At 74.5% G+C, this 24,882-nt stretch carries 23 protein-coding genes and 2 pseudogenes; 13 read left to right on the top strand and 12 right to left on the bottom strand.

The window, feature by feature from the left end:
- The first annotated feature begins 131 nt into the window (after window positions 1-131).
- The 3 genes from F1641_RS12890 (at window position 132) to F1641_RS12900 (ending at window position 5,185) form a co-directional block, all read left to right on the top strand.
- Window positions 132-3,248, top strand: coding sequence for a DUF3427 domain-containing protein (locus F1641_RS12890; RefSeq protein ID WP_194906213.1), 3,117 nt, complete (start codon window positions 132-134; stop codon window positions 3,246-3,248).
- A gap of 177 nt (window positions 3,249-3,425) precedes the next feature.
- Window positions 3,426-3,893, top strand: a complete 468-nt coding sequence (locus F1641_RS12895) for a hypothetical protein (protein ID WP_194906214.1) — start codon at window positions 3,426-3,428, stop codon at window positions 3,891-3,893.
- A gap of 470 nt (window positions 3,894-4,363) precedes the next feature.
- Complete coding sequence (locus tag F1641_RS12900) at window positions 4,364-5,185, top strand: Ltp family lipoprotein (RefSeq protein ID WP_194906215.1); 822 nt, start codon at window positions 4,364-4,366, stop codon at window positions 5,183-5,185.
- Between the two features lie 87 nt (window positions 5,186-5,272).
- On the opposite strand, the pseudogene F1641_RS12905 reads toward F1641_RS12900, so the two are convergent.
- Both F1641_RS12905 and F1641_RS12910 read right to left on the bottom strand, forming a co-directional pair.
- A pseudogene (locus tag F1641_RS12905) lies at window positions 5,273-6,291 on the bottom strand (IS5 family transposase).
- Window positions 6,292-6,344: 53 nt separating this feature from the next.
- Entirely contained in the window at window positions 6,345-6,536 is a 192-nt protein-coding gene (locus F1641_RS12910; RefSeq protein WP_194906216.1) for a hypothetical protein, read from the bottom strand.
- Between the two features lie 2 nt (window positions 6,537-6,538).
- Here F1641_RS12910 and F1641_RS12915 point away from each other — a divergent pair, with 2 nt between their 5' ends.
- The 3 genes from F1641_RS12915 to F1641_RS12925 all read left to right on the top strand — a co-directional run bounded on the left by F1641_RS12915 (window position 6,539) and on the right by F1641_RS12925 (window position 8,924).
- Complete coding sequence (locus F1641_RS12915) at window positions 6,539-7,249, top strand: NERD domain-containing protein (RefSeq protein WP_194906897.1); 711 nt, start codon at window positions 6,539-6,541, stop codon at window positions 7,247-7,249.
- Window positions 7,250-7,533: 284 nt separating this feature from the next.
- Complete coding sequence (locus F1641_RS12920) at window positions 7,534-8,019, top strand: hypothetical protein (RefSeq protein WP_194906217.1); 486 nt, start codon at window positions 7,534-7,536, stop codon at window positions 8,017-8,019.
- A gap of 137 nt (window positions 8,020-8,156) precedes the next feature.
- Window positions 8,157-8,924: a hypothetical protein gene (locus tag F1641_RS12925; RefSeq protein WP_194906218.1), complete on the top strand. Its 768-nt coding sequence runs from the start codon at window positions 8,157-8,159 to the stop codon at window positions 8,922-8,924.
- A gap of 638 nt (window positions 8,925-9,562) precedes the next feature.
- Here F1641_RS12925 and F1641_RS12930 read toward each other — a convergent pair.
- Window positions 9,563-9,724 (bottom strand): hypothetical protein, encoded by a 162-nt coding sequence (locus F1641_RS12930; protein WP_194906219.1) that lies wholly within the window; start codon window positions 9,722-9,724, stop codon window positions 9,563-9,565.
- Window positions 9,725-10,080: 356 nt separating this feature from the next.
- Here F1641_RS12930 and F1641_RS12935 point away from each other — a divergent pair, with 356 nt between their 5' ends.
- Together F1641_RS12935 and F1641_RS12940 are read left to right on the top strand one after the other, a co-directional pair.
- A complete protein-coding gene (locus F1641_RS12935) occupies window positions 10,081-10,734 on the top strand; it encodes a hypothetical protein (RefSeq protein WP_194906220.1) in 654 nt (217 codons plus the stop codon).
- Between the two features lie 103 nt (window positions 10,735-10,837).
- Complete coding sequence (locus F1641_RS12940) at window positions 10,838-11,662, top strand: hypothetical protein (protein ID WP_194906222.1); 825 nt, start codon at window positions 10,838-10,840, stop codon at window positions 11,660-11,662.
- Window positions 11,663-12,025: 363 nt separating this feature from the next.
- On the opposite strand, the gene F1641_RS12945 is transcribed toward F1641_RS12940, so the two are convergent.
- The 5 genes and pseudogenes from F1641_RS12945 to F1641_RS21640 all read right to left on the bottom strand — a co-directional run bounded on the left by F1641_RS12945 (window position 12,026) and on the right by F1641_RS21640 (window position 17,149).
- Window positions 12,026-12,919, bottom strand: coding sequence for an SDR family oxidoreductase (locus F1641_RS12945; protein WP_194906898.1), 894 nt, complete (start codon window positions 12,917-12,919; stop codon window positions 12,026-12,028).
- Window positions 12,919-13,941, bottom strand: coding sequence for an alpha/beta fold hydrolase (locus tag F1641_RS19975; protein WP_375541492.1), 1,023 nt, complete (start codon window positions 13,939-13,941; stop codon window positions 12,919-12,921). The genes F1641_RS12945 and F1641_RS19975 overlap by 1 nt, the downstream gene beginning before the upstream one ends.
- A pseudogene (locus tag F1641_RS19980) lies at window positions 13,936-15,472 on the bottom strand (flavin-containing monooxygenase); the annotation flags it as partial. The pseudogene F1641_RS19980 and the gene F1641_RS19975, both read right to left, overlap by 6 nt.
- A 28-nt stretch (window positions 15,473-15,500) precedes the next feature.
- The gene (locus F1641_RS23295; RefSeq protein WP_194906223.1) at window positions 15,501-16,307 is read right to left on the bottom strand and encodes a matrixin family metalloprotease; all 807 of its coding nucleotides are present in this window, start codon (window positions 16,305-16,307) and stop codon (window positions 15,501-15,503) included.
- A 38-nt stretch (window positions 16,308-16,345) separates the two neighbouring features.
- Window positions 16,346-17,149, bottom strand: a complete 804-nt coding sequence (locus F1641_RS21640) for an excalibur calcium-binding domain-containing protein (RefSeq protein ID WP_309225595.1) — start codon at window positions 17,147-17,149, stop codon at window positions 16,346-16,348.
- 101 nt (window positions 17,150-17,250) lie between these two features.
- Between F1641_RS21640 and F1641_RS12965 the strand changes: the two genes are divergently transcribed.
- Both F1641_RS12965 and F1641_RS12970 read left to right on the top strand, forming a co-directional pair.
- Window positions 17,251-17,964 carry an NADPH-dependent F420 reductase gene (locus F1641_RS12965; RefSeq protein WP_194906224.1) on the top strand — a complete coding sequence of 238 codons (714 nt, stop codon included), beginning with the start codon at window positions 17,251-17,253 and terminating at the stop codon, window positions 17,962-17,964.
- A 62-nt stretch (window positions 17,965-18,026) separates the two neighbouring features.
- Window positions 18,027-18,608 carry an acetoacetate decarboxylase family protein gene (locus F1641_RS12970; RefSeq protein WP_194906225.1) on the top strand — a complete coding sequence of 194 codons (582 nt, stop codon included), beginning with the start codon at window positions 18,027-18,029 and terminating at the stop codon, window positions 18,606-18,608.
- On the opposite strand, the gene F1641_RS12975 is transcribed toward F1641_RS12970, so the two are convergent.
- Entirely contained in the window at window positions 18,602-19,621 is a 1,020-nt protein-coding gene (locus F1641_RS12975) for an SDR family NAD(P)-dependent oxidoreductase (protein ID WP_194906226.1), read from the bottom strand. The genes F1641_RS12970 and F1641_RS12975 overlap by 7 nt on opposite strands.
- 47 nt (window positions 19,622-19,668) lie before the next feature.
- Between F1641_RS12975 and F1641_RS12980 the strand changes: the two genes are divergently transcribed.
- Window positions 19,669-20,238, top strand: coding sequence for a TetR family transcriptional regulator (locus F1641_RS12980; RefSeq protein WP_194906227.1), 570 nt, complete (start codon window positions 19,669-19,671; stop codon window positions 20,236-20,238).
- Window positions 20,239-20,287: 49 nt separating this feature from the next.
- On the opposite strand, the gene F1641_RS12985 is transcribed toward F1641_RS12980, so the two are convergent.
- Entirely contained in the window at window positions 20,288-20,920 is a 633-nt protein-coding gene (locus tag F1641_RS12985; protein WP_194906228.1) for a hypothetical protein, read from the bottom strand.
- Between the two features lie 190 nt (window positions 20,921-21,110).
- Here F1641_RS12985 and F1641_RS23300 point away from each other — a divergent pair, with 190 nt between their 5' ends.
- On the top strand, window positions 21,111-22,448 hold the full coding sequence (locus F1641_RS23300; protein ID WP_194906229.1) for a diguanylate cyclase: 1,338 nt from the start codon (window positions 21,111-21,113) through the stop codon (window positions 22,446-22,448).
- A gap of 12 nt (window positions 22,449-22,460) precedes the next feature.
- Here the strand turns inward: F1641_RS23300 and F1641_RS12995 are convergent, their stop codons facing one another.
- Window positions 22,461-22,811 carry a cupin domain-containing protein gene (locus F1641_RS12995; RefSeq protein WP_194906230.1) on the bottom strand — a complete coding sequence of 117 codons (351 nt, stop codon included), beginning with the start codon at window positions 22,809-22,811 and terminating at the stop codon, window positions 22,461-22,463.
- Between F1641_RS12995 and F1641_RS13000 the strand changes: the two genes are divergently transcribed.
- Window positions 22,810-23,640, top strand: a complete 831-nt coding sequence (locus tag F1641_RS13000; protein WP_194906231.1) for an NADPH-dependent F420 reductase — start codon at window positions 22,810-22,812, stop codon at window positions 23,638-23,640. The genes F1641_RS12995 and F1641_RS13000 overlap by 2 nt on opposite strands.
- A gap of 24 nt (window positions 23,641-23,664) precedes the next feature.
- On the opposite strand, the gene F1641_RS13005 is transcribed toward F1641_RS13000, so the two are convergent.
- The gene (locus F1641_RS13005) at window positions 23,665-24,855 is read right to left on the bottom strand and encodes an LCP family protein (RefSeq protein ID WP_194906232.1); all 1,191 of its coding nucleotides are present in this window, start codon (window positions 24,853-24,855) and stop codon (window positions 23,665-23,667) included.
- Window positions 24,856-24,882 lie beyond the last annotated feature (27 nt).

Below are 24,882 nucleotides of genomic sequence, written 5' to 3' on the forward strand. Positions count from 1 at the left end.
TGTCCAGGCACCGGCACAGCCGGTGAGGAAGCCTGTCGGGCCGCGTCAGGCACGGTAGCCCGGTCAGCGGATGCTGAAGAGCCGGACGGAAACTCCCGTTCGACTGACGTCGCCGTGTGAAGCTGCGGAGCGTGACCGCCGCGACGCCGCCCGGTGCCTACGAGGCCCTCCTCACCCAGCGGCTCGCGCACGCGCTCGAAGCCTCAGACCTCGTCGCCGAGCACGGCGTTGTCCCCGATGCGGCTGCGCCCGACGTCCTCGCCCGGCACGTCGCCCTCGCCGTCCAGCGCGCGCTGGTCGCTACCAAGCCGGAGCAGCGCGCCGCCGTCGTCAACCGCGTCCTCGACCTCGTCGGCGCCCCCGCGGACGACCACGTCAGCCAGATCGAGCAGCTCCTGGCCCTCCGGCTCACCGGCCTGGGGGAGGGCTGGCCGCGGCAGCGTCCGGTGACGCCGCTGTCCGACGTCGCCCTGCTGACCAACAGCCACGGCGAGCCCAACCTCGGGGCCGAGCTGCGTGCCGAGATGGCGAGCGCGGACCACGTCGACCTGCTGTGCGCCTTCGTCCGCTGGCACGGCATCCGCGTCCTCGAAGACTCCCTGACCGAGCTCGCCGAGCGCGGGCGCCCGCTGCGCGTCATCACCACCACCTACTGCGGCGCCACCGAGCGCAAGGCGCTCGACGCGCTGGTCCGCCGGTACGGCGCGCAGGTCAAGGTCCGCTACGAGACGCAGAGCACCAAGCTGCACGCGAAGGCGTGGCTTTTCCGCCGCGGGTCGGGCTTCGACACCGGGTACGTCGGCAGCTCGAACCTGTCGAAGTCGGCGCTGGTCGACGGCCTGGAGTGGAACGTCCGCATCGCGTCGGTGGCGACGCCGACGCTGGTCCGCAAGTTCGAGGCGACGTTCGACACGTACTGGAACGACGCCGCGTTCCTCGACTACGACCCGGATCGCGACGCCGAGCTGCTCGACCGCGCGCTGGCCGAGCAGGGCGGCGGTCCGCGCACCACGCTCGTCGTGCCCGTCTCCGGACTCGACGTGCAGGCGCGTCCTCACCAGGTGGAGATCCTGGAGGCGCTGGACCTCGAGCGGACCGTCCACGACCGGCACCGCAACCTCGTCGTCGCCGCCACCGGGACGGGCAAGACAGTCGTCGCCGCGCTGGACTTCCGGCGGATCCGCGAGCAGTGGGCCCTGGAGCGGAGGGGAGAGCCGCGGCTGCTGTTCGTCGCCCACCGCAAGGAGATCCTCGAGCAGTCGCTGCGCACCTACCGCGAGGTGCTGAAGGACGGCGCGTTCGGGGAGCTGCACGTCGGCGAGCACCGGGCGACGGCGTGGCGGCACGTCTTCGCCAGCATCCAGTCGCTCGGTGCGACGCAGCTGGAGGCGCTCGCCCCCGAGCGGTTCGACGTCGTGGTCGTCGACGAGTTCCACCACGCCGACGCCTCCAGCTACCGGCGGCTCATGGACCACCTGCAGCCGGTGGAGCTGCTGGGGCTGACGGCGACGCCGGAGCGCGGCGACGGCAAGGACGTCCGCGAGTTCTTCGACGGACGCACCGCCTTCGAGCTGCGCCTGTGGACAGCGCTCGAGGCCGACCTGCTGTGCCCGTTCCACTACTTCGGCGTCCACGACGGCACGGACCTGACGCGGGTCGCCTACGAGCGCGGCGCCTACGACGTCAACGCGCTCTCCGACGCCTACACGGGCAACGACGCCCGCACCCGGATCGTGCTCAGGACGCTGCGCGATCGCGTCACCGACGTCGACTCGATGCGAGCGCTCGGCTTCTGCGTCTCGGTGGCGCACGCCCAGTACATGGCTCGGCGCTTCAGCGCGGACGGCATTCCCGCGCTCGCCGTCCACGGCGGCACGCCGGCGCACGAGCGGGAGCAGGCGTTCCGCGCGCTGAAGGACGGCGTGGTGCGGTGCCTCTTCGCCGTCGACCTGTTCAACGAGGGACTCGACGTCCCCGACGTCGACACGCTCCTGCTCCTGCGGCCGACGCAGTCGTCGACGGTCTTCCTCCAGCAGCTGGGTCGTGGCCTGCGGCGTGCGCCGAACAAGGCGGTGCTGACGGTGCTCGACTTCATCGGGCAGCACCGCGCCGAGTACCGCTTCGACGTCCGCTACCGCGCTCTCACCGGGACGACGCGCTCGCAGCTCGAGAGCCAGCTCGAGCAGGGCTTCCCCTACCTGCCGCCCGGGTCGCAGCTGGTGCTCGACGCCGTGAGCCAGCAGATCGTGCTCTCCAACGTGCGCACGTCACTGCTGATGGCCAAGAAGGACCTCCTGGCTGACGTCCGCTCGTACGTCAGCGGCGGGGAAGCGCCGACGCTGCAGGAGTACCTCGAGGGGAGTGGGCGCGAGGTCGCTGACGTCTACCGCGACCGCGGCACCTACGGCGGGTGGACGGCGCTGCTGCGGGCCGCCGGCGTCGAGACGCCGACGGGCGGGCCGGGGGAGGCCGCGCTGCTCAAGCGGGTGGCGACCCTGGTGCACGTGGACGACGCCGAGCGAGCTTCCGCCTACGCGCGGCTCGTGGCGCCGGGAGCGACTCCGTACGAGGCACTGAGCGACCGCGAGCGGCGGCTCGCGCGGATGCTGTTCTTCACGCTGTGGCCGAACCGCGGCGGTTTCGCCTTCTACGAGGCGGGCTTCGAGCACCTGCGGCAGCACCCCGCCGTCGTCGCGGAGGTGCAGCAGCTGATGGCCGGGGCGGTGGAACGGGCACGGCACGTGCCGAAGCCGCTCAGCGCTGCCCTGGCACACCTGCCGGTGCTGAGCCACGCGACGTACCGACGCGACGAGCTGCTCGCGGGCTTCGACTACGCGAACGAGACGCGTTCGACGGCCGGGCACGTCAGCGGTGTCGCCTGGTGCGAGCCGACCGCCGTCGACGCGCTGCTCATCAACCTCCGCAAGGACGAGCGCGCCTTCACCCCGACGACGATGTACCGCGACTACGCGCTCTCGCCGAGGCTCTTCCACTGGGAGAGCCAGAACGCGACGTCGCCGGAGTCACCGACGGGGCGGCGGTACGTGGAGCACGAGGCGACTGGATCTCACGTCGTGCTGTTCACGCGCGAGGCGCCGAAGGGGGAGATGGGGACGCCGCCGTTCATGTGCCTCGGGCCGGCGGCGTATGTCGAGCACCGCGGGGAGCGGCCGATGGCGATCACGTGGAAGCTGCAGCGCGCCATGCCGGCCGACGTCGTCCAGACGGCTTCAGCCGCGAGCGCCTGATGACGGATCTCGGCGGCCTGCCGCTACGTCGCCGTGGACAGCTGAAGGCCTCATGAAGACCGGTCCGCTCTTGCCGGGCGAGCACATCTTGTATCGCGGAGCCGCTAACGCGATCATCGACCCTGCTGACTACAAGCTGCCCGACTTCCCCATCATGAGCACCTGGTCGCCTTGCTCATGGGCACTATCAAGGAGTCGGTCGGAGGCAAGCTGTACGTGACGACGTGTCGCGTCATCTTCTCTTCGCACCGCTTCAACAGGGTCACGGGGCGCATCTCGATTCCTCTGAGTGCGGTCGACCGGTCCACAGCGTTTCGAGAAGGACTGACCTTCGGAGTGCGCGTCGACACCCCTGTTGCGACGGCGAGATACGTCTCCTGGTCTGCGCGCTCCTTCACGCGAGCACTGTCTGACGCCAAGCGCGAGGCCGCCCTCGACCCTCAACGAGCTCTCCACCACGAGGAGGAGCTCCAGCGGCTGCTGAGTGGCCTCTCAGCTGTGCGGGGAGCTCTTCCCCTGAGCGTCCTGTTGAGCCTCGGCGAAGCGGCGATGGAGCCGCCGGGTGTGCTGGAACTAGCGAGCGTGTTGTACGTCGAGTGGCTGCGGACGAGGCGACGGAGCCGCGGAGTGCCGGAGGGGCCGTGACCTGACTTAACCCCCAGCTCTGCACGCCCGATCCCCTCGCCTCAACGCAACTGAGTCAGCCCGAGGGCCGCGGTCCTCAGTCCTGGCGCTTCGAGGTGACCCGGGGTGGGCCTCGGTGCTGCGCCTCGCAGGCGAACCGCTGCACCACCGCGAGCTCGCAGACCGCATGTCGGCCTGTCGCGGCATTTGAGACGCCTCGGGGGACGTCATCGGCAGCCGGGTGACCTGTCACCCGCGGCACCTTGACGGGACCGTGCCAGCGGCGGACGCTCCCTGAGCGGTCAGGCCGAGGCGGCGAAGAAGACGCTCCAGGGGCTGGTCCGCGCTTCCACTCCTCCCCGTCGTCCCGGTCACCGCGCCGGTCATGGCGGAGAGCCCGTGCGCGCTCGCGCACGTCCACTGGGAGCTGCTCGGGCGCACGGGGGGATCTCGAGCAGCGCGCAGCGCCCTCGTCAGAGATCGAGGACCCCATGTCGCAGCCCACCCAGAGCTACCCGCCGCCGTACGCCGGTGGCCCGCCGCCGCCCGCGGGGCAGAACAAGGGCGTCCTGCCCCTGGTCCTCGGGATCGCGGGCTTCGTCATCGGGTGGGTGCCGGTGGTCGGGCTCGTCGTCGGCGGCCTGGCCGTCTGGCTCGGGCTGCGGGCCCGCGGCCTCGTCGCCCGCGGACAGGGGGTGGGTGGCGGCGCCGCGATCGCCGGCGTCGTCCTGGGCGCTGTGGCGGCGCTGACGTCGCTGGTCGTCACCATCGCGCTCATCGCCGGGGCGGCGGGAGGCAGCAGCGACACCGCCTCCAGCGCACGGCCGGTGTCGACCGCCGTCGAGGCGCCGTCGCAGACCCCGTCGGCCGAGCCGGTCGAGGAGACCGTCGACCCGGCGGTCGCCGAGGCGCAGCGCCAGAAGGAGGAGGCCGACGCGGCCGCCAAGGCCGAGGCCGACCGCGTGAAGGCCGAGCAGGACGCCGCGGCGGCGGAGGCGGCGGCTGCCGCTGAGGCGGCCAGGGGCACCGTCTCCCAGCAGAACGCGCGCCGGAAGGCCGAGAGCTACCTCGAGTACACGGCGTTCTCGCGGTCCGGTCTCATCGACCAGCTCGAGTTCGAGGGCTTCTCGACCGACGACGCGACGTGGGCCGTCGACGGGCTCGCGATCGACTACAACGCCCAGGCCGCGAAGAAGGCGGAGAGCTACCTCGAGTACACGGGCTTCTCCCGATCGGGTCTGATCGACCAGCTGCAGTTCGAGGGCTACACGCGCGAGCAGGCCGAGTTCGGCGTCAGCCAGGTCGGTCTCTGAGCGTCCCGCCGGCTGACGGGCGCCTCACCGGCCGCTGCTGCGGTCCGGTGGGGCGCCCGTCCGTACGGGTGGTGGCCCCAACAGACACTAGGGCGTGTCTGACGGATCTCGCCGAGTGAGGTCCCGCAGCCAGATCCGCAGCGCCGCCACCGCCACCGTCCCGGCGAAGATGTACCCCCGCTTGTCGGTACGCATCGCGAACGCCCGGTTGTCCTTGAGCTTGGCGAACGTCCGCTCCACGACGTTGCGGCCCTTGTAGGCCTCCGCGTCGAAGGCGTACGGACGACCCCCGCGCGACCCGCGCTTGCGCCGGTGACCGGCCTGGTCATCTGGCACCGGGATCGTCGCGGTGATGTGACGACGGCGCAGGTCAGCGCGCACTGGACGACTGGAGTAGGCCTTGTCACCCATCACCCGGTCCGGTCGGGTGCGCGGGCGCCCGCACCCGCTTCGAGGGATGCGAAGCCGGCCCATCAGGACCGGGTAGGCCAACGTGTCCCCGCGCTGGCCGGGGCTGACCGCGCACACCAGGGGACGGCAGCGGGCGTCGGCGAGCAGGTGCACCTTGCTGCTCAGGCCACCGCGGGACCGCCCCAGGCCCTCTCGCTCACGGCTGGCCTGGCGCCTGGCGGCTTCCGGGTCGAGGTGTCCGGTGTTGACCCCCCGAACGCCCCCGTTCCCGGGGGCTGGGTGGGACCTGCGCGGCCAGGCGCTCGGGCGGCACGTCGCGTGGTGGTTCACCTCTGGCGCCGGCGGCGTCGTGGTGAGCGCGCATGATCGAGGAGTCGATGGACACCACCCACTCACCCTCCTGCGCAGTGAGGTCCAGGTCGCACTCGGTGCGCAGCGCGTCCAGGACCTTCTCCCATGTGCCGTCAGCTGACCAGCGTCGATGGCGGTCGTAGACGGAGTCGACAACGCTGCCAGGGACCGTAGGCCGCCGGTAGGTCTCGCCATGGTGAGCCGGTGCGGACCCGCCAGATGACCCCGTCGATGACGGGCCGGTGGTCGGCCCAGCGGCCGCCGCGGCGTGGGGTGCGGTCGGGTAGCAGCGGTTCGAGCAGGTGCCACTGGGCGTCGGGGAGGTCGTGGCGGTCAGCTGCCATGTGGGGGTAGTACCCCGAACGCAGCGTGATCGCTCAGACACGCCCTAGTTGCCCTAGGTGATCACTGTCACGGTGAGTGCATGCATGACACCACGGGGGTCACTCACAGTCCGCAGGGCGGCGACCGCGTCGCCGGTGCGGGCGCCGCGCAGCGGGTCGACGTCCTGGAGCGGCGGCTGGCGCAGAAGCGCGAGGAGCTCGCCGGCCTCCAGCACCAGATCTTCGGGCTGGAGCAGAACCTCCACCGCTGGCGCACGGGCCTGACGGGGAGCGCCTGGTCGGTGCTCTCCTCGACGGACTGGGCGACGCCGGATGGGTCGCGCTGCACGACCTCCACTGGCCCGGTCGCAAGAGGGCGAACCTCGACCACGTCCTCGTCGGGCCCGGTGGCGTCGTGGTCGTCGACACCAAGAACTGGTCCGCGCCCGTGGCCGTGCGGCTCGACGGGGTGCTGCAGGTGAGCGGCACGCCACGCTCGTCCGCCAGCCGCGACGCGGCGATGATGACCGCAGCCGTCGCGGCCGTGCTCCCGCCCCAGCACCGGACCACCGTGGCGGGTGTCCTCTGCTTCACCGGTCAGCAGCTGGTCCCCGCGACGACGCGCGAGGGCGTCGTCGTCCTGGGTGACGCGAGCCTGACCGACTGGCTCCGCGGCCTCCAGCCGTGGCTCGCTGACGACGAGGTGCGCGACATCGCCGACCACCTGCGCCGTGAGCTCGGCGGGGCGGAGTCGCCGGAGCTCCTCACGACGGCCGCCGCGTCGCCGCGGGCGAAGGCACCCCGTGCCGGGCAGCGTCCTGGACGGCGCCCAGCGCGCACACGCCCCAAGGGGCGGCGAGCTGCGCCGAAGCCGGCGTCGAAGGCGCCGCGCCGTCTCGTGCTGCTGGCCGGCGCTGTCGCGGCGCTGGTCGGTGCGTCGTCGTGGATGAACGCCGTCGGACCTCTCGTCGCCCCCTGACCGCGCTCGCGGGGCACCATGGAGCGATGGCTGCGCCGCTCACCTGCCCGGGGTGCGGCCGCCGGGAGGGCGTCAGGCTCGTCATGGGGCACCCTCCGCCGTCGTCCCGGCGCGACCGCGCCCGCCGCGAGCGCGCTCGCCGTGAGGACGCACCGCGAGCCGTGACCGACGCCGCGTGCCGCGCCTGCGGAGCCCGGTGGGCGAGCGGTGCCCTGCCGTCACGGTGACGCACGAGCACCGGCAACAGCGCTGACACGCCGGTGCTGACCTGCCAGGCTGGCGGCGTGGTCGACGCCGTCCCCGAGCCGGAGCTGGGTGCAGCGCTGGTCGCGCTCGAGCTCGTCGACCCGCGCGTCAGGCCGGTGTGGGCGGCGCACTGGGTCGCCGGCGGGCTGGGTGGTGCGTGCACGGACGAGCTTGCCGGCCTGCGCGGTGACGAGCCCGAGGTGAGCGACCTGTGGCCCGAGGTCCTGGCCGAGCTCGGAGCCGCGCACGTCGTCGCCAGGCCCCGCCGCTCCGCTGCCGCGTGGTGCGCGCAGCAGGTGGTGGCCGGGCGGCGCGACGCGCGCTGGCTGGTCCGGGTGCTCTGGCCGGACGACGGCTGGGGTGGCGGAGATGGTGACGTCGAGGCAGATGACGTCGTCCACGTCCTCGACGACCTGGTCGCGAGCATCCCCTGGCGGCTGAGCACCCACCCCGCTGGCGTCGTGCTCGCCAGCGCGCCGACGAGCAGTCGCGCGAGTGGCAGCGCCAGCTCGACGCCGCGGTGACCGCCATGGCTGCGGGTGGCGTCCCGGCGGCCGCGGCCGTCCTGGAGGACGACGGCGCGGGGGGCCGCTCGCTCGGGCGATGACGGCGGTCGCCGGCGTGCGACCGCGTTGTCGGTGGTGGGTGCTTCGATCTGTACATGCGTTCGAGCCCGGGTTCCGTCGTCGAGGAGCGCCTCGCTGCGCTCATCGACGAGTGGTGCGCGGACCACCTCGACGCGGTCGAGCTGGAGGACGGCGGCCCGGTGCTCGACGGAGCCGCTGCGCTGGGCGTCGTGCCACATCGGGATCTGCCGCCCGAGGCGTGCCTGGAGGGCGTCACCGACGAGGTGGCGCTCGCGTGGGCGGCGCTGGTGCCCGGGGTCGACCTCGTCCGTGCTGTCAGCGACCTCTGGCGCGAGATCCGGCGCGACGTCGAGGCGGCGTGCCGTCCTGTCGTCGACGACGCTGACGGGCCTGTCGCCGACAGCGGACCGCCGCTCATCGACTCGCCCCTCGGGCTCATCTCCGACGCGGAGCTCCTCGAGGCCGTTGCCGCGTGCGAGCGGCAGCTCTCCGCCCTGACCGCTCAGCGCGATGCGCTCGCGGGGGTCTTCGCCAGGCGCCGTCAGGCCGAGGCCGAGCAGGACGTCGCCGACGCCCGTGCTGCCACCGCCGCTGACGGCAAGGGGCGGCCGTGGGCCACGCGGGTCCGGTCCACCGGACCCTCGGAGCTCGCCGCGCGGCTCGGCATCGGGAGTGCTGCGGCTGACGCGCTGGTCGAGCGGGGGCTCGCCGCCGTCGGAGCCCAGCGCGAGGTCGCGGCGGCGATGGCAGCGGGGAGCGCTGCCGGCCGGGGCGGGGACGTGGCTGCTCGAGGAGTTGACCGCTGTGCGCGGCACCGCCTACCTGGGGGCGTTGGAGCGTGAGGTCGCTGCGCGGGAGGCGGCGCTCGAGGTCGAGCGTGCCGAGCAGGACGCCGCCGCCATCGCCTCGGGGGCTGCTGCGCCGACGAGGGCGGAGCTGAAGGCACGCGCCATCGCCGACCGCGAGCAGGTGGAGGCGGAGGCCACGACCGCCGCTGACCAGCACGCTGACGAGGTGGTCGCCCGGGTCCGGGAGGAGCTGTTGGAGCGCGCCACCGGGTTCGCCACCTGGCCGACCGGTCCCAGCCCTGAGCCCACCTCTGAGTCCGCCTCTGAGCTCGCCGGGGGCAGCGACGGTGGTGAGGATGACGGTGAGGACCGAGACGGTGAAGACCACGACGGCGAGGACCAGAACGGCGCGGACCGAGGGGACGCCGCGCCCGATCCGGCTACCGGTCCGACGACCCGCCCCACTGCGGGCGCGGGCCTCGGCCCGACCAAGCGGGCGTGGAAGCGACGCCTGACCCGGGCGGTGCACCGCGCCGACGCGGCAGCCGCCCAGGTGCGCGCGGCCAAGGCCCGTGCGGCGTGCTCCACGCAGCGCTGGAACGAGGACGACGACCAGGCCGCCCTGCTGCTCCGCGGTCCCGTGGAGACCATCGCGCTGATCACTCGGCGATGGACGCCCGTGCCCGCCGTCGTCAGGCGGACGCCCGTGCCGCGGAGCGCGCCGCAGCCGCCGAGGAGGGCCGTCCGTTCGACGGGGGCGCCGTGGGCACCCTCGACCAGCACCGCATCGCCGCGCTCGCCGAGTGGGCCACCGCGGCGCTGGAGATCTCGGAGACCTCGGGCGTCTCGGACACCTGGCACCCGATCGCTCGGACGGCGGCGTCCAAGCCGAGCGTCCACCTGGTGCTGCCGTGGACCGTGCTCGCCGGTGTCAGCTCGGTCGGTGCCGAGCTCGCCGGGTACGGCCCGGTGGGTGCTGCGGCAGCGCTGCGGATCGCCGCTGATGGGCTGTGGCGGCGCGTCTTCGCCGACCCCTCCACCGGTGCGGCGGTCGGTGTCGAGGAGGGGGCGTGGAGACCGAGCACGTCGTTGGCACGGCTGGTGTCGCTGCGGTGGGCCGGCTCGACGCTGCCGGGGTCGACCCGGCCGGTGGGCCTGGGAGGACGCGGGTCGCGCGGTGAGGGGCAGCTCGACCACGTCGAGCCGTGGGGTGTCGACGAGCGGGGGCCGTCCGTGCGGCGGTCCGACCGAGGCGACCAACCTGCAGCTGCTGGCGCAGGTGGAGCACCTGCTGAAGCAGGCGGGGGAGCACGCTCGACCCGGACACGGGTGGAGCGTCGCGGTCGACAGGACCGGTCCGCCGCCGGACGACGGGTCGCCGCCGCAGCCGTCACCCGGCGACGGCGTCCGGTGGACCTCCCCGACCGGCCACACCTACCGGGTCTCACCGCAGCGACTCCTCGACACCGACCTGCACCTCGCCGACGGCAACGGCGACGGCGGGGACGGGGACGGCGGCGGGGGCTCGACGACCGTCCGCGGGCTGCCGCTGTGGGTGCACTCGCTGCTGGCTGACGTGCTGCCGGCCTGGGTCGGCTGGCCGACGGACGGACTCGGAAATACCGGTGGTCCGGGGGCCGCTCGGGCTGCTCCAGCGGCATGGCCCGTCGACTGGGCTCGGGACTGGGCTCGCGACCGGGCTCCGGACCGGGCTCGGGACTGCGCGACCGACGGCGCCGCTGACGAGCCACCGGGTAGCGCCTGCGGAGACTCGTCCGACCGGCCACCTGACGAGCCGTTCGACGTCCCGTCCGACGGACCGACTGACGAGCCGTTCCTCTTCGACGACCTCCCGGCGGCCTGAGGTGGGGGCACCGCTCCGCCCACAGGCACTGGCGGTCGGCGCACTGTCCACAGGTGAGCGCGAGGTCGTTCCCACACCGCACCACCGGCGGGAAGGTCGCGCCATGAGCTCGCAACCCCACCGCCGCCCACGTCAGCAGCCCACTCGCCGGCCGGCCGGTCGCGTCGCTGCTGCCCGCATCCCGCAGCAGCGCACCGCCGGTGACGGTGCGTCGGTCACGAGGCTGCCCACGGCGTTCGTCGCTGACGACGCAGCGAAGCTCGTGCTCCACCGCGAGACGGAGGACCCCGCGTTCCAGCGGGCCGTCGACGAGCTCCCGCTGGTGCGGATGGTGGGTGAGTACCTCGACTGGGTCGGTGAGGGCGTCTCGCCTCCCGCCGACGAGGACGACCAGGAAGACCTGGTGGTCCAGCTCGAAGGTCGGTTGGGCGTCCACTTCCTGTCGAGCAGCGGTGTCGGGCGCCGGCGCGCCCAGGTGGTCCCCATCGCCTGCGCCCAGCTGCGGCTGATCACCACGGTGGGTGAGCGGCTCGAGCTGGGCCCTGACCGTGCGGGGTGGACCGACCCGGACCCGGTGCTGAGGACCTGGCTCCGCAGCCAGGTGGCAGTAGCGGCTCTGGACTGCAGCGTCCGCCTCGTGGCCGCCGAGCACCTGCTCGGTGACGACGTGCGCCACGCGCTCGCGACCATGGTGGTCGCCGCCGGGGAGGGACAGCCGTGCGTGCTGGGGCTTCGGAGCGCGACGCGCCCTGGCGACCTCCTGGCGGAGCACGTCGACAGGGTCGTCCACGAGCACGTCGCCGAGCTCCAGGCGCTCGGGCTGTGCTCGCCAGGTGGGTTCCTCGCTGCGGCTCCCGGGGTGGAAGCGGTCCTGCGGTCCGTCGCCGTCGGACTCCGCCACGATCCCGTCCCGGGCCCCGTCTGCTGAGGGTCCGCCCGAGCGCCCCGCCCGGTCTCGTGTCAGGGGTGCTGACTCTCCGCCCCCTCCGCCCGCTCTGCCCAGCACGGCCCAGCACGGCCCAGCACGGCCCAGGGCGGGGTGCCCGGTGACACCGCTCGGTCGGTCGGGGCGGGCGGTGAGGCCGTCTGCTCAGTCGGTCGGGCGGTGACGCCGGTCCCTCGGTCGGTCGGGCGGTGACGCCGGTCCCTCGGTCGGTCGGTCCCTCGGTGTCGACGCGTGCCCCGCCGGGTGAGCCGGGGTGACACCGTTCGCTCGGTCGGGCCGCTCGGTCGGGCCGGTCGGTCGGGCCGCGCGGTGGCACCCCCCCGGCGTCTGGTGCCACAGCGGCGATCACCGCTTCGAGGACGCCCTCCCGAGCCGCGCCACCAGGGCCGGGTAGTGCGCCGGCAGCAGCCTGACCACCACGTCGACGAGCTGCGCGTCGCGCCCCACGAGGATCCGCGGACGTCCCGCCTCCACCCCGTCGACGACGATCCGCGCCGCCTGCTCCGGCGGCATCCGCAGCAGCTTCTCGTCGTACCGCTTCTGCTGCGCCTCCTCCTCGGCGGTCACGCGGTGCCCGGACGCCTTGGCGTGCTCCATCGCCGAGCTCGCGATGCTCGTCCTCACCCCACCCGGGTGCACCACGCTCACCCGCACCGGCTGCCCCGCCGCGAGCACCTCTGCCCGCAGCGCCTCGGTGAACCCCCGGACACCGAACTTGCTCGCGCTGTACGCCGACAGACCGCCCTGCGCCATGAACCCGTTGAGGCTCGACACGTTGACCACGTGCCCGTCACCCGAGGCGACGAGGTGCGGCAGGAAGGCCTGCGTCCCGTGGATCACGCCGAAGAGGTTGATCGACAGCACGCGCTGGTACTCCGACCAGTCACTGGTCAGCACGGTCCCGCTGCTGGCCACGCCGGCGTTGTTGTACAGCTGGTGGACGACGCCGAGCTCGTCGACGACGGACTCCGCGTACGCGAAGAACGCCTCCCGGTCGCTCACGTCGAGGCGCGCGGTGTGCACGCCCCGACCGGGAGACCCGGCCCCCAGCGCCCGGGCGCGCTCCGCGGTCTCGGCGAGCCCGCCGTCCGACACGTCCGACAGCGCCAGGCGCGCCCCGCGCTTGGCCAGCTCCAGCGCGAGCGCCCGACCGATGCCGGAGCCCGCCCCCGTCACCACGCACACCTTGCCGCTGACGCTGTTCGCTGCCGTGCCCGGCCAGCGCCCGGTCTTCGCCATCACTGCTGCGCTCCTTCGAGGTCGGTCTGAGGGGTCTGAGGGGTCTGGGGGCTCGGGGCAGCGGCCGCCGCCACGTGGTCACCGACCAGCTCCACGAGCCGGTCCACCAGGCCGGTCGCCAGGTGGTGGCCCATCCCGGGGACGACGACGTGCCGCGCCCCGGCGATCGCTGCCACCGTCGCGAGCCCACCGCTCGGGTCGACCATGACGTCGCGGTCGCCGTTCACCACCAGCGTCGGCGCGGTGATGCGCCCCAGCTCGGCGGTGCGGTCACCGCTGGCGGCGATCGCCTGGATCTGGCGCGCGGGTCCCACCCGCGACGCCGGACCGCCACCGCGCTCCCACGCCCCGCGAGCGCGGGCCTCCTCGGCGGCGACGCCGGCGTCGTCGAGGGGGAACCCGAGGCCGGACAGGTGGCGCATCATCCCGACGTGGCGGACCACCGCCTCCTCGACGGTCTGCGCCGGGGCGTGCCGCAGGCGCAGGAGCGTCGAGCGAGCGGTGCCACCGACTCCGGCGGCGCCCGTCGTCGAGTAGACCGACGTCAGCGACGCCACCCGGTCAGGACGGCGCGCTGCGACCACCTGGGCGACCATCCCGCCGAGCGACTGCCCCAGCACGTGGGCGCGCTCCACCCCGAGGTGGTCGAGCAGACCGACGGCGTCGGCGGCCATGTCGGCGAGGTCGTACGCGTCGGAGCGGGGTCGGCGCAGCAGCTGCCGCAGGCGACCCGGTGGGGGAGCGGCGATGCGGTCGGAGCGGCCGACGTCGCGGTTGTCGAACCGCACCACCCGCAGACCCCGAGCGACGAGCCCGTCGACGAGGGCGTCGGGCCACGCCGTCAGGTCCTGGCCCAGCCCGGCGACGAGCAGCACCACCTCGCCGCTGCGCCCGACGTCGTCCTGCGCGCCCGACGAGCGGGTGTCCGACGAGCCGGTGCCGGCTGAGTCGCGGTAGCAGAGCCGCGGACCAGCGGGCAGGTCCACGAAGCGGTCGGGGTCGGGCCGGGTGCTGGACGTCAGCTGCAGCTCGGGGTCGGTGACGCTGCCGGAGCGGAGCAGGGCGACGTCGGAGTGGTAGTCCATCGACGTCGTCCACGGCGGCCGGCTCCCCTGCCGCGGCAGGTGGTCGACGGCGCGCTGGATGTACCCGGCGCCGAAGTCGAGGAAGGGCCGCGTCGGCATCGACGGGTCAGCGGGCACGGGCCGCGCGGTGTCGTACCCGTGCTCCGCCATGTGCCGCAGCAGCTTCACGAAGTGCTCGCAGAGCAGCCCGACCTTGAGCGTCCAGGAGGAGTTCGTGTACCCGATGGCGAACGCCAGGTTGGGCACCCCGCTCAGCATCATGCCCTTGTAGGCGAGGTGGTCGGTGAGGACGACCGGCTCGCCGTCGACGGTGATGTCGGTGGCGCCGAACACCTGCACCTGCAGCCCGGTGGCGGTGACGACGACGTCGGCCTCGAGGCGCTCACCACTGACCAGCCGCACCCCGGTGGCGTCGAAGCTGGCGATCCTGTCGGTCACCACCGACGCGCGGCCGCTGCGGAGGGCGGCGAAGAAGTCGCCGTCCGGGGTGGCGCACAGGCGCTGGTCCCACGGGTCGTACGGCGGGGTCGAAGTGCTTCGCGACGTCGTACCCCTCCGGCAGCTGCCTGGTCACCACCCGCCGGTAGAGCGCCCGCGCCGCTGTCGGGTGCTGCCGGCAGAAGCGCCACACCGCGCGCTGCTTGGCGATGTTCTTGCGCCGGGTCAGGGCCGCCCCGCGCTCGTCACCGAAGACGCGCCGCAGCCGTGCCGCCAGGGCGTCTCCGCGCGAGACGGGCATGACGTACGTCGGGGTGCGCTGGAGCATCGTCACGTGGGCGGCCTGCTCGGCGATCGCCGGCACGATCGTGATCGCCGTCGCCCCGCTCCCGACGACCACCACCCGCCGCCCCGTGACGTCGAGGTCGGCCGGCCAGTGCTGCGGGTGGACGACGGCGTTCCCCGGGGTGCGCGCGAAGCTGTCGAGGCCGGGCAGCTCGGGGGTGTACCCGGCGTCGTAGCGGTAGTAGCCGGTGCCGGCGAAGACCCACCCGGCGGTGAGCTGGAAGCGCTCGCGCTCCTGCCCGGGGGAGTGGTCGGTGTCGTGCTGGTCGTCGGTGCGCTCCACCGTGAGCGTCCAGCGGGCGGTCTCGCTCGACCACGCCATCGCGACCACGCGCTGGTGGTAGCGGATCTTCTCGTCGAGGCCGTTCTCGGTGGCCGCCTCGCGGACGTACCGCAGGATCCGCGCGGCGTCGGCGATGGCCTGGTCGTCGAGCCAGGGCTTGAAGTCGTACCCGAAGGTCGACAGGTCGGAGTCGGAGCGCACCCCGGGGTAGCGGAACAGGTCCCACGTGCCGCCGGAAGCGCCGCGCGCCTCGAGGATCGCGAACGAGGTACCGGGCAGGTCGGTGGCGAGGTAGCGCCCCGCGCCGATGCCGGAGATGCCGGCACCGATGACGACGACGTCGAGGTGCTCGAGCGCGTGCTGCGGTGCGGACGGTCGTGCGGTGGCTCCCACTCGGCCCATCGTGCGCGCCCGACCTGGGCGCCGCCCCTCAGGGGGTGGCGAGGTCCTCGACGCAGGGACCGGCACCCGTCGCCGCCAGACCGGCCAGGTCACCGGCGGCGGGCTCGGTGACCTCGGGGTTGTCCTCGGCGAACATCAGCTGGGTCGGGTCGTCGACGTGGTCGAGCCCCACGAGGTGGCCGAGCTCGTGCAGGACGACGGCGCGCACCTGCGCCTCGCCGTCAGGTCCCTCGAGGATGTCGCTGAGGTCCGGGCCGTCGAGCATCACGTCTCCGCTGACGTAGGAGCTGCGCCCCTCGGAGCCGGTGTACGCCTGGCTCCCCGCCAGCCCGACGGTGTCGCCGGCGAGGTCGGGGATCGCGGCGTCGTCGGTCCACGCGATGAGCACCGGCGCCCACGCGTCGTCGCCGTACGCGGCGAGCTGCGCCTCGCGCTCGGGGTCGGGGACCTCGTCGGTGGGGCCCTCGTCGGTGAAGGTGAGGCCGGTGTCCGCGGCGATGACGTTGACCGCCTGCTGGACCAGCTCCTCGACGCCGTCGGGTGCGCCGGTGAGGTGGGTGACGTACCGGACGGGCCGGCACGGGCTGTAGGTGATCGGTGCGCCGGTCGTCTCGTCCGTCTCAAGCACGGCGTAGCCGGCCGGGTCGGTGCTCGTCGCCGACCCGGGTGCCGCGTCGCCCGTGGTGCCGCCCGGCGCGTCAGCGGCCGGCGCCGAGGTGGTGAGGGTGGTGGCGGGCCCGGCCTCGACGGAGCCCGTGGTGGCGAAGCACCCGCCGAGCACCAGCGAGGAGGTCAGCGCGAGGACGGCGGCAGCGGCGCCGCAAGCGGGGCTCACGCCCGGAGCCTCCCACGGCGCCGCTGACCGCCGGACCGTCACTCGCAGCCGACCCCGTCACCGTCGCGGTCGAGCTTGCGGCTGTAGCCGGGGTCACCGGCGTGGACGGGGGCGGCTCCCGCGGCGCGGGCGGCGCTGCAGTTGGCGAAGTACGTCGACGAGCTGGCGGGGGCCTCGCGGGTGGAGGCAGCGCTCTCGCCGGAGGTCCCGCTGCTGCGCGACGTCGACGTCGACGTCGATCCGGACCCCGAACCCGACCCCGACGCCTTGGCGGCGCCCTTCGCCGCTGCCTGCGCCGCGGTCAGCTGCTGCTGCAGCTCCGCCACCTGTGCTGCGGCGTCGGTGGCGGCGGTCTGGGCGCCGTCGAGGGCTGACTCGGCCCGCTCCTGGGCGCGCACCGCGTCCTGAGCGGCCTGCTGGGCAGCTGTCAGCTGGGTCTGGGCGTCCGCAGCGGCTGCCTCCGACCGCTCGGCGCGCTGCGTCGCGGCGTCCGCGCGCTGCTCAGCAGCCGCGGTACCGGCCGACCCACCGACCGCTCCGACGCCGATGCCCAGCACCACCGCCGCCAGCCCCGAGGCGGCGGCCACCGCCAGGTACTTGCGCTTGCGCCACCTGCGCGGGGCCTGCTGGTCGCCACGCGGGGGCTGCCCGCTGCTGCCCGGGGTGGTGAAGACGGAGGGGGCGGCGTCCACGGCGGTCCGGCGCGGCACCGGCACCGTCCGGGCGGTGGGGTCGGCCAGCCGCGCGGCGCCGCGGCCCGCGCTGTACGGAGCTCGGGGCGCTGTCCCCAGATCGGTGGTGTGCTCGTCCACGTCGTCCCCCTGCAGCTCCGTCGCCGTCACCGGCGACGCTAGGCGGGCCGTGACGAGGGCCGGGCCAGGCGCGCCGGGTGTCCTCCGGGTGGGAGGGGAACGCGTCTGCGTCGCCGGCTGTTGCCTCCGGCATGAGCACTGCGCCCACCAGCCCCAGCCCGACCGCCAGCACCGCCAGCCCCGTCGGGATCATCGGCGCAGGTCGCATCGGTTCGGCCGTCGCCCAGCTCGCCGTCGACGCGGGCCTCGACGTCGTCATCGCCAACTCCCGCGGTCCCGAGACGCTGGCCGACCTCGTCGCCGAGCTGGGCCCGAAGGCCCGTGCCGCGACGGCGACCGAGGCGGCGCAGGCCGGTCATGTCATCGTCCTGACCATCCCGCTGAAGGCGACGACCGACGTCGACCCGGCGCCGCTGGCCGGCAAGGTCGTCCTCGACACCGGCAACTACTACCCGCAGCGCGACGGGCAGGTCGCCGCCCTCGACGACGGGTCCACCACCTCGAGCGCGCTCACCCAGCAGCACCTCGCCGGCTCGGCCGTGGTGAAGGCGTTCAACAACATCTACTCCGAGTCGCTGCGGTCGCTGGCCCGCCCCACCGGTGACGCCGAGCGCACCGCGCTGCCGGTCTTCGGGGACGACGACGCCGCCAAGGCCACGGCCGCGCGCTTCCTCGACACCCTCGGCTACGACGTCGTCGACGGTGGCGACCTGGCCGAGAGCTGGCGCTCCGAGCCCGGTCGCCCGGCGTACGGCTGGCCGTACGCCGACGGTGAGGACTTCACCACCGCGAAGCCGGGCCCCGCCGACGCGGTCCGCGAGGCGCTGGCCCGCGCCCAGCGCTGACGGGGCCCAGAGCGCTGACCGGACCCAGAGCGCTGACCGCGCCGGGCGCCGACGATCGTGCCGTGAGCACGCCTCCGCCGCCGTGGACCTGCCGGCTCCGCGCTGTCGTCGTCCCCGCGCTGCTGCGCACGCCAGGGCGGGGCGCCTCGGGCCTGCGGGCGGGGGGCTTCGCCGTCGTCGACTACGCCGACACCCCGGTGGGTCCCTACCGCGAAGCGCTGACGGCGGTCGCGCTCAGCGCCCGTGCCGGGTGGGTGCCGTGGATGGTCGTCGACAGCGCCACCTCCCGGGAGGGTGGCCGGGAGCACTGGGGGCTGCCGAAGGAGCTGGCGACGATCGACGCCGCCTGGTCCGCCGCAGGTGACCTCGTCGCGGGCCGGGTGCTCGTCGACGGGACCGACGTCCGGGTGCGGTCCCGCACCGCCGGGCAGGTCCACGGGGGCCTGCCCGTCCGCCTGGGCGCGCAGCTCCGCCAGCCGGGGCGCGGCCCGGCGCCGGTGCGCTTCACCGGTCGGGTGCGGCCCGCCGTCGTCGTCCTGGTCGGCGAGCCGCCCGAGGCCGTGCGCCCCGGCCGTCGCGTCGGCGTCGCCCTCGAGGGCGAGATGTGGATCGGTGCGCCGCTGGTCAGCGACGGGCGTCAGTGACGGGCAGCCGCGACCAGCTGCTCGCTGACGTCCCACAGGCGGCGGGCTGCCACCGGGTCGAGAGCGTGCGGCACGACGCCGTGGATGCCCTGGACGCGCTCGACCACCTCCGCCTCCCGGCAGTCCTCGAAGTAGCGCCCGCCCACACCCGCCACCAGGGCAGAGGTGGCCAGGAACACCGACGTCGCCGCCCCCTGCTCGGTGGTCTTCATGTGGAACGCGCCGGACGCCTCCGCCTGCTGCAGCTGCGCCTCCGCCGCTGCCCGCTGCTGCGCCGACCAGTGGCGCTGCAGCGGCGTCCAGATGCCACCGGGCATCAGGGAGTTGGCGGTGACGCCCTCGCCCGACCATCGGCGCGTCAGCTCGACGGCGAACAGCGCGTTGGCCGTCTTCGACTGCCCGTACGCCAGGCCCGGGTCGTAGGGGCGGCGCTCGAACATCAGGTCGTCGAAGACCACCGGCGACGCGGCGTGCCCGCTGGAGGACACGACCACCACCCGCGCCTCGCTCCGCCCCTCGGCCCCCGCCGCCTCGGCAGCCCCCGCGGCGAGCGCCGCGTGGAGCCCCGTGGTGAGCGCGAAGTGCCCGAGGTGGTTGGTGCCGAGCTGCAGCTCCCACCCCTGGGCGGTGGTGGTGTGTGGTGCGTCCATCACCCCCGCGTTGGCGACCAGCACGTGCAGGGGCCGCGCACCCCAGCGGGCGGTGAAGGCGTCGATGGAGGCCAGATCGGCCAGGTCGAGCACCTCGACGGCGGGAGCGGGGACGCCCCTGCGTCCGGCCTGCTCGAGCGAGGCGGCGATGTCGGCGGCGGTCCGCTCGCCGGCAGCGGCGTCGCGGACCGCGAGCACCACCTCGGCGCCCGCGTGCGCCAGCGCCCGCGCCGTCTCGACCCCGATGCCCGAGGCGGCGCCGGTGACGACGGCGCGGCGGCCGGAGAGGTCGACGCCGTCGACCACCTCCAGGGCGGTGCTGCGGCTGGAGAAGGGGCTCGTGATGCGTCCTGGGGTGCTCATGGCCACGACCGTAACCAACTAGTTGGTTACTCGCTAGTGTGGCCGGCGTGAGAGACGGGGACGCCAGCAGGCGCCGGCTGCTCGACGCGGCCGCCGCGGAGTTCGGCGAGCACGGGTTCGCCGGTGCGCGGGTCGACCGCATCGCCGCGGCGTCGGGCGTGAACAAGCAGCAGATGTACTCGTGGCACGGCTCCAAGGACGGGCTGTTCGACGCCGTCTTCGACGACCAGCTGGAGCGCATCGTCGACGTCGTCCCCTTCGACGCGCTCGACCTGCCCGGCTACGCCGTGCGCCTGTACGACGAGTACGTCCGCGAGCCCGCGCTGATCCGCCTCACCAGCTGGAACCGCCTCGAGCGCGTGCCGCGCGGCGACCTCCTGCGCGGGCACGCCCACCTCGCGCAGCCCAAGCTCGACGCGATCGCCGCAGCGCAGGAGCGGGGGCTCGTCGTCGCCGACCTGCTCCCGGCGGAGGTCTACTCGATGGTCATCGCGCTGGCCGGCACCTGGTCGCCCGTGAGCGGCACCTTCACCGCCTCGTCGCAGGACGACGACGCCGACCACGAGCGGCGTCGCGCGGCGCTCCGCCTGGCGGTGCGGCGGACGCTCGTCCCCTGACGCCCCTCCTGCCCGGGCACCAGGAGGGCTCGGCCCGCTCCGGCGCGGCTCAGCGCAGGGCGTCGGCGGCGCTGGCGTAGACCGCGGCCATGCGGCGCAGACGGCTCGCCCGGTGCTGGGCGAGCGCGGCGTCCTCGGTGGAGAAGGTCCCCTCGACCCGGATGCCGGGCGGCAGCGCCGTCCCGGCGGCGGCGAGCGCGTCCCACACCGGCTCGACCTCCCGGCCGTGCAGCACCACCACGCGCAGCCGCGGCAAGAGGTCGACGACGCGCGCCAGCACCAGCCGCCCGGCCTTCGCGTCGGCGGCGCTGAGCGGCTGCTCCGGGTCGACGGCCCACGGCACGGCGTTCCAGGGCAGCACCAGTGCCGGGTCGATGCCCGCGGCGGTGAGCAGGCCGTGGAGCCGCTCCGAGCCGCCGTCGTCGCCCTCGACCGACAGCAGCGGCTCCCCGTCCGTCGTCCCGGCCGGGCCTGCGGGGGCGGGGGCGGGCGCGGGGGACCGGTGCACCACCAGCAGCCGCGCCTCGACGCCCAGCGACGTCGGCGCGACGTGCGGGACGGTGCGGCCCGGGTGCTGGGCGCGCAGCTCGTCGACCAGGTCAGCGAACGGGGCGACGTGCGGGTCGCGCACGCGGGCCGCCAGGTCGGCGCGGACGCCGGGGTCGCTCATCGCTCGGGGCACGGACCACCACGCTAGCGGCCCGTTTACCGGCACCGCAGCACCGGAGCAGGCGGTGGAGCAGGCGGTGGGGCAGGGAGTGGAGCAGGGGCTGGGGCAAGAGGCGGAGTCGTCGTGCACCCACCCCGAACGGGGGTCCGTGGAGTGCGCCGATCAAGCCCGACCGAGCGGGCGCCGATGGTTGGGTGTGCTGGTGATCACCGTCCTCGCCGCGCTCGTGCCCGCGCTGGCGGCCGGCGTCGCGGTGCGGGCGAGCCGGCGCGGGGGAGCGCTGCGCCGGCGGCTCCGGCTGGCGGCAGCCGGCTTCGGCCTCCTGTCGCTCGGGTTCGGTGGCTTCCACCTGCAGTGGTGGCTGGAGGGCTCGCCCCAGGTCCCGGCGGTCAGCGACCCCGTCCTCGCCCTGGGGTACCTGGTGCTGGTCGCCGCCTGGTGGCCCCACCTCCGCGGTGGCGGGCCGCTGAACGGTGCTCGTCGACGTGCGGCCCTCCTCGACGCGGCGCTGGTGGTGGTCGGCCCCGCGACCGTCGTCGCGGCCGTCGTCGTCGACCCGATGCTCCGGGGGCACGCGCTGCCGCACCTGGCGGTGCTGGTCCTGTACCCGCTGCTCGACCTCGCCCTGCTCACGTGCGTGGTCCACGCCGCCCTCACCGGGCTGCTGGGGCGGGTGCAGGCGGTGCTGTGGGCTGCCGGCGCCCTGGGGATGCTGCTCGGCGACTGCCTCTTCTTCCTGACCCTGCGCGCCACCGAGAGCCCTGCGCCGCTGGTGGCGTGTCTGCCCTACGGCCTCGCCCTGGCGAGCTCCGCCGCAGCCGCGGCGCTGCGCGGACCGGGCGAGGACGACGTCGCGCCGCTCCCCTGGGCGGTGCGCCCCGCGCCGGCCCCGCGCCGGCGGCTGGTGCTCGTCTCGGTCTCGTCGTGCCTGCCCGCGCTCGCGCTGGTGGTCGAGGGCGCGGCTGGCCTCGAGGTCGACTGGGCCGTGCTCGGTGGCGGCGCGCTGCTCACCGCCGTCCTCGCGGCCCTGCGCCTGCACTGGGCGCTCACCGCCAGCCAGGCCCAGGCCGAGGCGCTGGACCAGCTGGTGCGCATCGACGAGCTCACCGGGCTGCCCAACCGCCGGGAGCTGCTGCTCACCCTCCACACCGCTGTGGCCGACCCCGCGGCCGAGGTGGTGGTCGCGGTGCTCGACCTCGACCACTTCAAGCGCGTGAACGACACCGGGGGCCACGCCGCCGGAGACCGGCTGCTGCGCCAGGCGGCCCGGGCCTGGCAGGCGCACCTGCCGGCGACCGCCCGGCTGCACCGGTGGGGCGGTGAGGAGTTCGTGGTGGTCTTCCTCGACAGCTCACCGGTGGCGGCCGGCCTCGCCCTCGAGGCCGCCCGGGCGGCCACCCCGGCACCGCACACGGTGTCGGTGGGGGTGGCCACCCGGCGCCCCGGCGAGCCGGCGGCCGAGCTGCTCGTGCGCGCCGACGACAACCTCTACCGCGCCAAGGCCGCCGGCCGCGACCGGCTCGTCAGCGAGGTGGGCTGACCCGCCGCTGGGTCAGCTGCCCGCGGGCTCGTCGCGGCCGTGCACCTGCGCCGGCGGGTGCGTCGCCTCGACGGCGGTGAACGCCTCAGTGATCTTGTAGGTGTGCACCGCCCCGCGGGGCACCACCCAGGAGTCGCCGGCGCTGAGCACCACGACCTGCCCCTCGCTGTGCAGCTCGGCGCTGCCCGAGACGACGTAGCCGACGGTCTCGTAGTCGCGGGCCACCTCCGGGTCGGGGTCGCTCGGCGGCTGCTCCTGCCACAGCCGCATGCTCACGCTCGTGCCGCTGGCGAGGTAGTGCTGGCCCAGCGCCCCCGTGGGGGAGCGGTCGCCGTCCACCTTGATGATCGTGCTGTCACCCATGGCGACGACGCTAGGTGCGCAGGCCGCCGCGCGCCTGCGGAGCGGGACGCGGAACACGCGGCGCCGCCGACCGGTTGCCCGAGGCATGAGCGAGACCACCTCCAGCACGACCACCGGCTCCAGCAGGACCCTCGGCATCATCGGCGCCGGCAACATCGGCTCGACCCTCGCGAAGCTGGCGGTCGACGCCGGCTACGACGTCGTCATCGCCAACTCCCGCGGCCCGGAGACCCTGGCCGACCTCGTCGCCCAGCTCGGCCCGAAGGTCCGCGCCGCCACCGCCGTCGAGGCCGCTGAGGCGGGTGACCTCGTCGTCGTCACCGTGCCGCTGAAGGCCTACCGCGAGCTGCCCGCGGCCCAGCTCGCCGGCAAGGTCGTGCTCGACACCGGCAACTACTACCCCGACCGCGACGGCCGGATCGCCCCGCTCGACGAGCGCACCGCCACCACCAGCGGGCTCGTGCAGGAGCACCTCGCCGACGCGCAGGTGGTCAAGGCCTTCAACAACATCTTCTTCGTGGCGCTGGCCCAGCTCGGCCGACCCGCCGGCTCCGCCGACCGCAGCGCGCTGCCGGTCTTCGGGGACGACGACGCCGCGAAGGCCACCGCCGAGCGCTTCCTCGACGACCTCGGCTACGACGCCGTCGACGGCGGCACCCTCGCGGAGAGCTGGCGCTCGGAGAACGGCCGCCCCGTCTACGTCATGCCCTACGCCGCCGACGGTGACGTGAGCACCCCGGCGCCGGGCAGCGCCACCACCGTCCGCGAGCTGCTCGGCCGCGCCGTCCGCGACGCCGCCGACCAGCAGGTGGGGGCCATGCCCAGCTGATGTCGGGCTGACGTCAGGTTGACCTCAGGTGGGCGTGCAGGCGGTGTCGGCTCCGGTGGTCACCGGGGCCGGCGCCGCCGTCGCCCCGGACGCCGAGCTGGGCGAGGCGCTCGCCGACGGGCTGGCGCCGGCGCTGGGGGCCGGCTCAACGGGATCGGCCGACGAGGTCGTCGGGTCGACGTCGCGCTCCAGGTCGCTGAACAGGGCCCCCGCCGCGGGCTGGCTCCACAGCACGTTGGCGCGGTCGCTCTTCACGACGTCGCTGCGCGGGTGGTTCGGCACGGTGAAGAACTGCAGCTGCGCCGGGTCCAGCGACGACACCGACTGCGCCAGCGACCCCAGCGCGGTGAGGCTGCCCAGGCCGGAGTCGGTGGTGATGGAGCTGGTCGCGGCGTCGAGGAAGCCGTAGAGCGCCGCCGGGTCGGTCAGCTTCGACTCGGCCGTCCGCGCCATCGACGCGAGGAACTGCTGCTGGCGGCCGATCCGGCCGAGGTCGCTGCCGTCGCCGATGGCGTGCCGGGTCCGCACGAAGCCGAGGGCCTGCTCGCCCTCCAGCAGGTGCTCACCGGCGGGCAGGTCGAGGTCGGCCAACGGGTCGACGACGGGCTCCGTGGTGCAGATGGGCACCCCGCCGAGCGCCGTCGTCATCGTCTTGAAGCCGGTGAAGTCGACGACGACGAAGTGGTCGACGCGCACCCCGCTGACGGCCTCGACGGTCTTGATGGCGCACGCCGCGCCGCTCGCGGTGCCGCCGTGCGCCGACCCCAGGGCGAACGCCTCGTTGACCTTCGCGGTCCGCGGCGCGGTGGTGGTGCCGTCGCTGCCGGTGCAGCTGGGGATGGACACCCACGAGTCGCGGGGGATGCTCACCGCTGCCGCCCACTGCCGGTCGGCCGAGACGTGGACCAGCAGCATCGTGTCCGACTGCGCGGTGGTCAGGCCCGAGCCGTACTGCGAGCCGAGGCCGTCGCGGCTGTCCGAGCCGATGACGAGGATGTTCTCCGCACCGCCGGCCTCCTCGGCGGGACGGTCGATGCCGAGCTGGCCGCTGATGTCGGCGCTGGCGATGTTGCCGTCGAGGTGCCGGTACAGCCCGTACGCGACGGCACCCCCACCCACCACCGCGACGGCGACGCCCGCGGCGAGCAGGCGCACGGAGCGGCGGCGGCGGCGCAGCATCCGCGCCCGGGACGGCGTGGGGGTCGGGGTCGGCACCGGGCGACGCTAGGTGCTCCCCGCGGG

It is taken from the genome of Quadrisphaera sp. INWT6 (assembly GCF_015390235.1).
Lineage (GTDB): Bacteria > Actinomycetota > Actinomycetes > Actinomycetales > Quadrisphaeraceae > Quadrisphaera.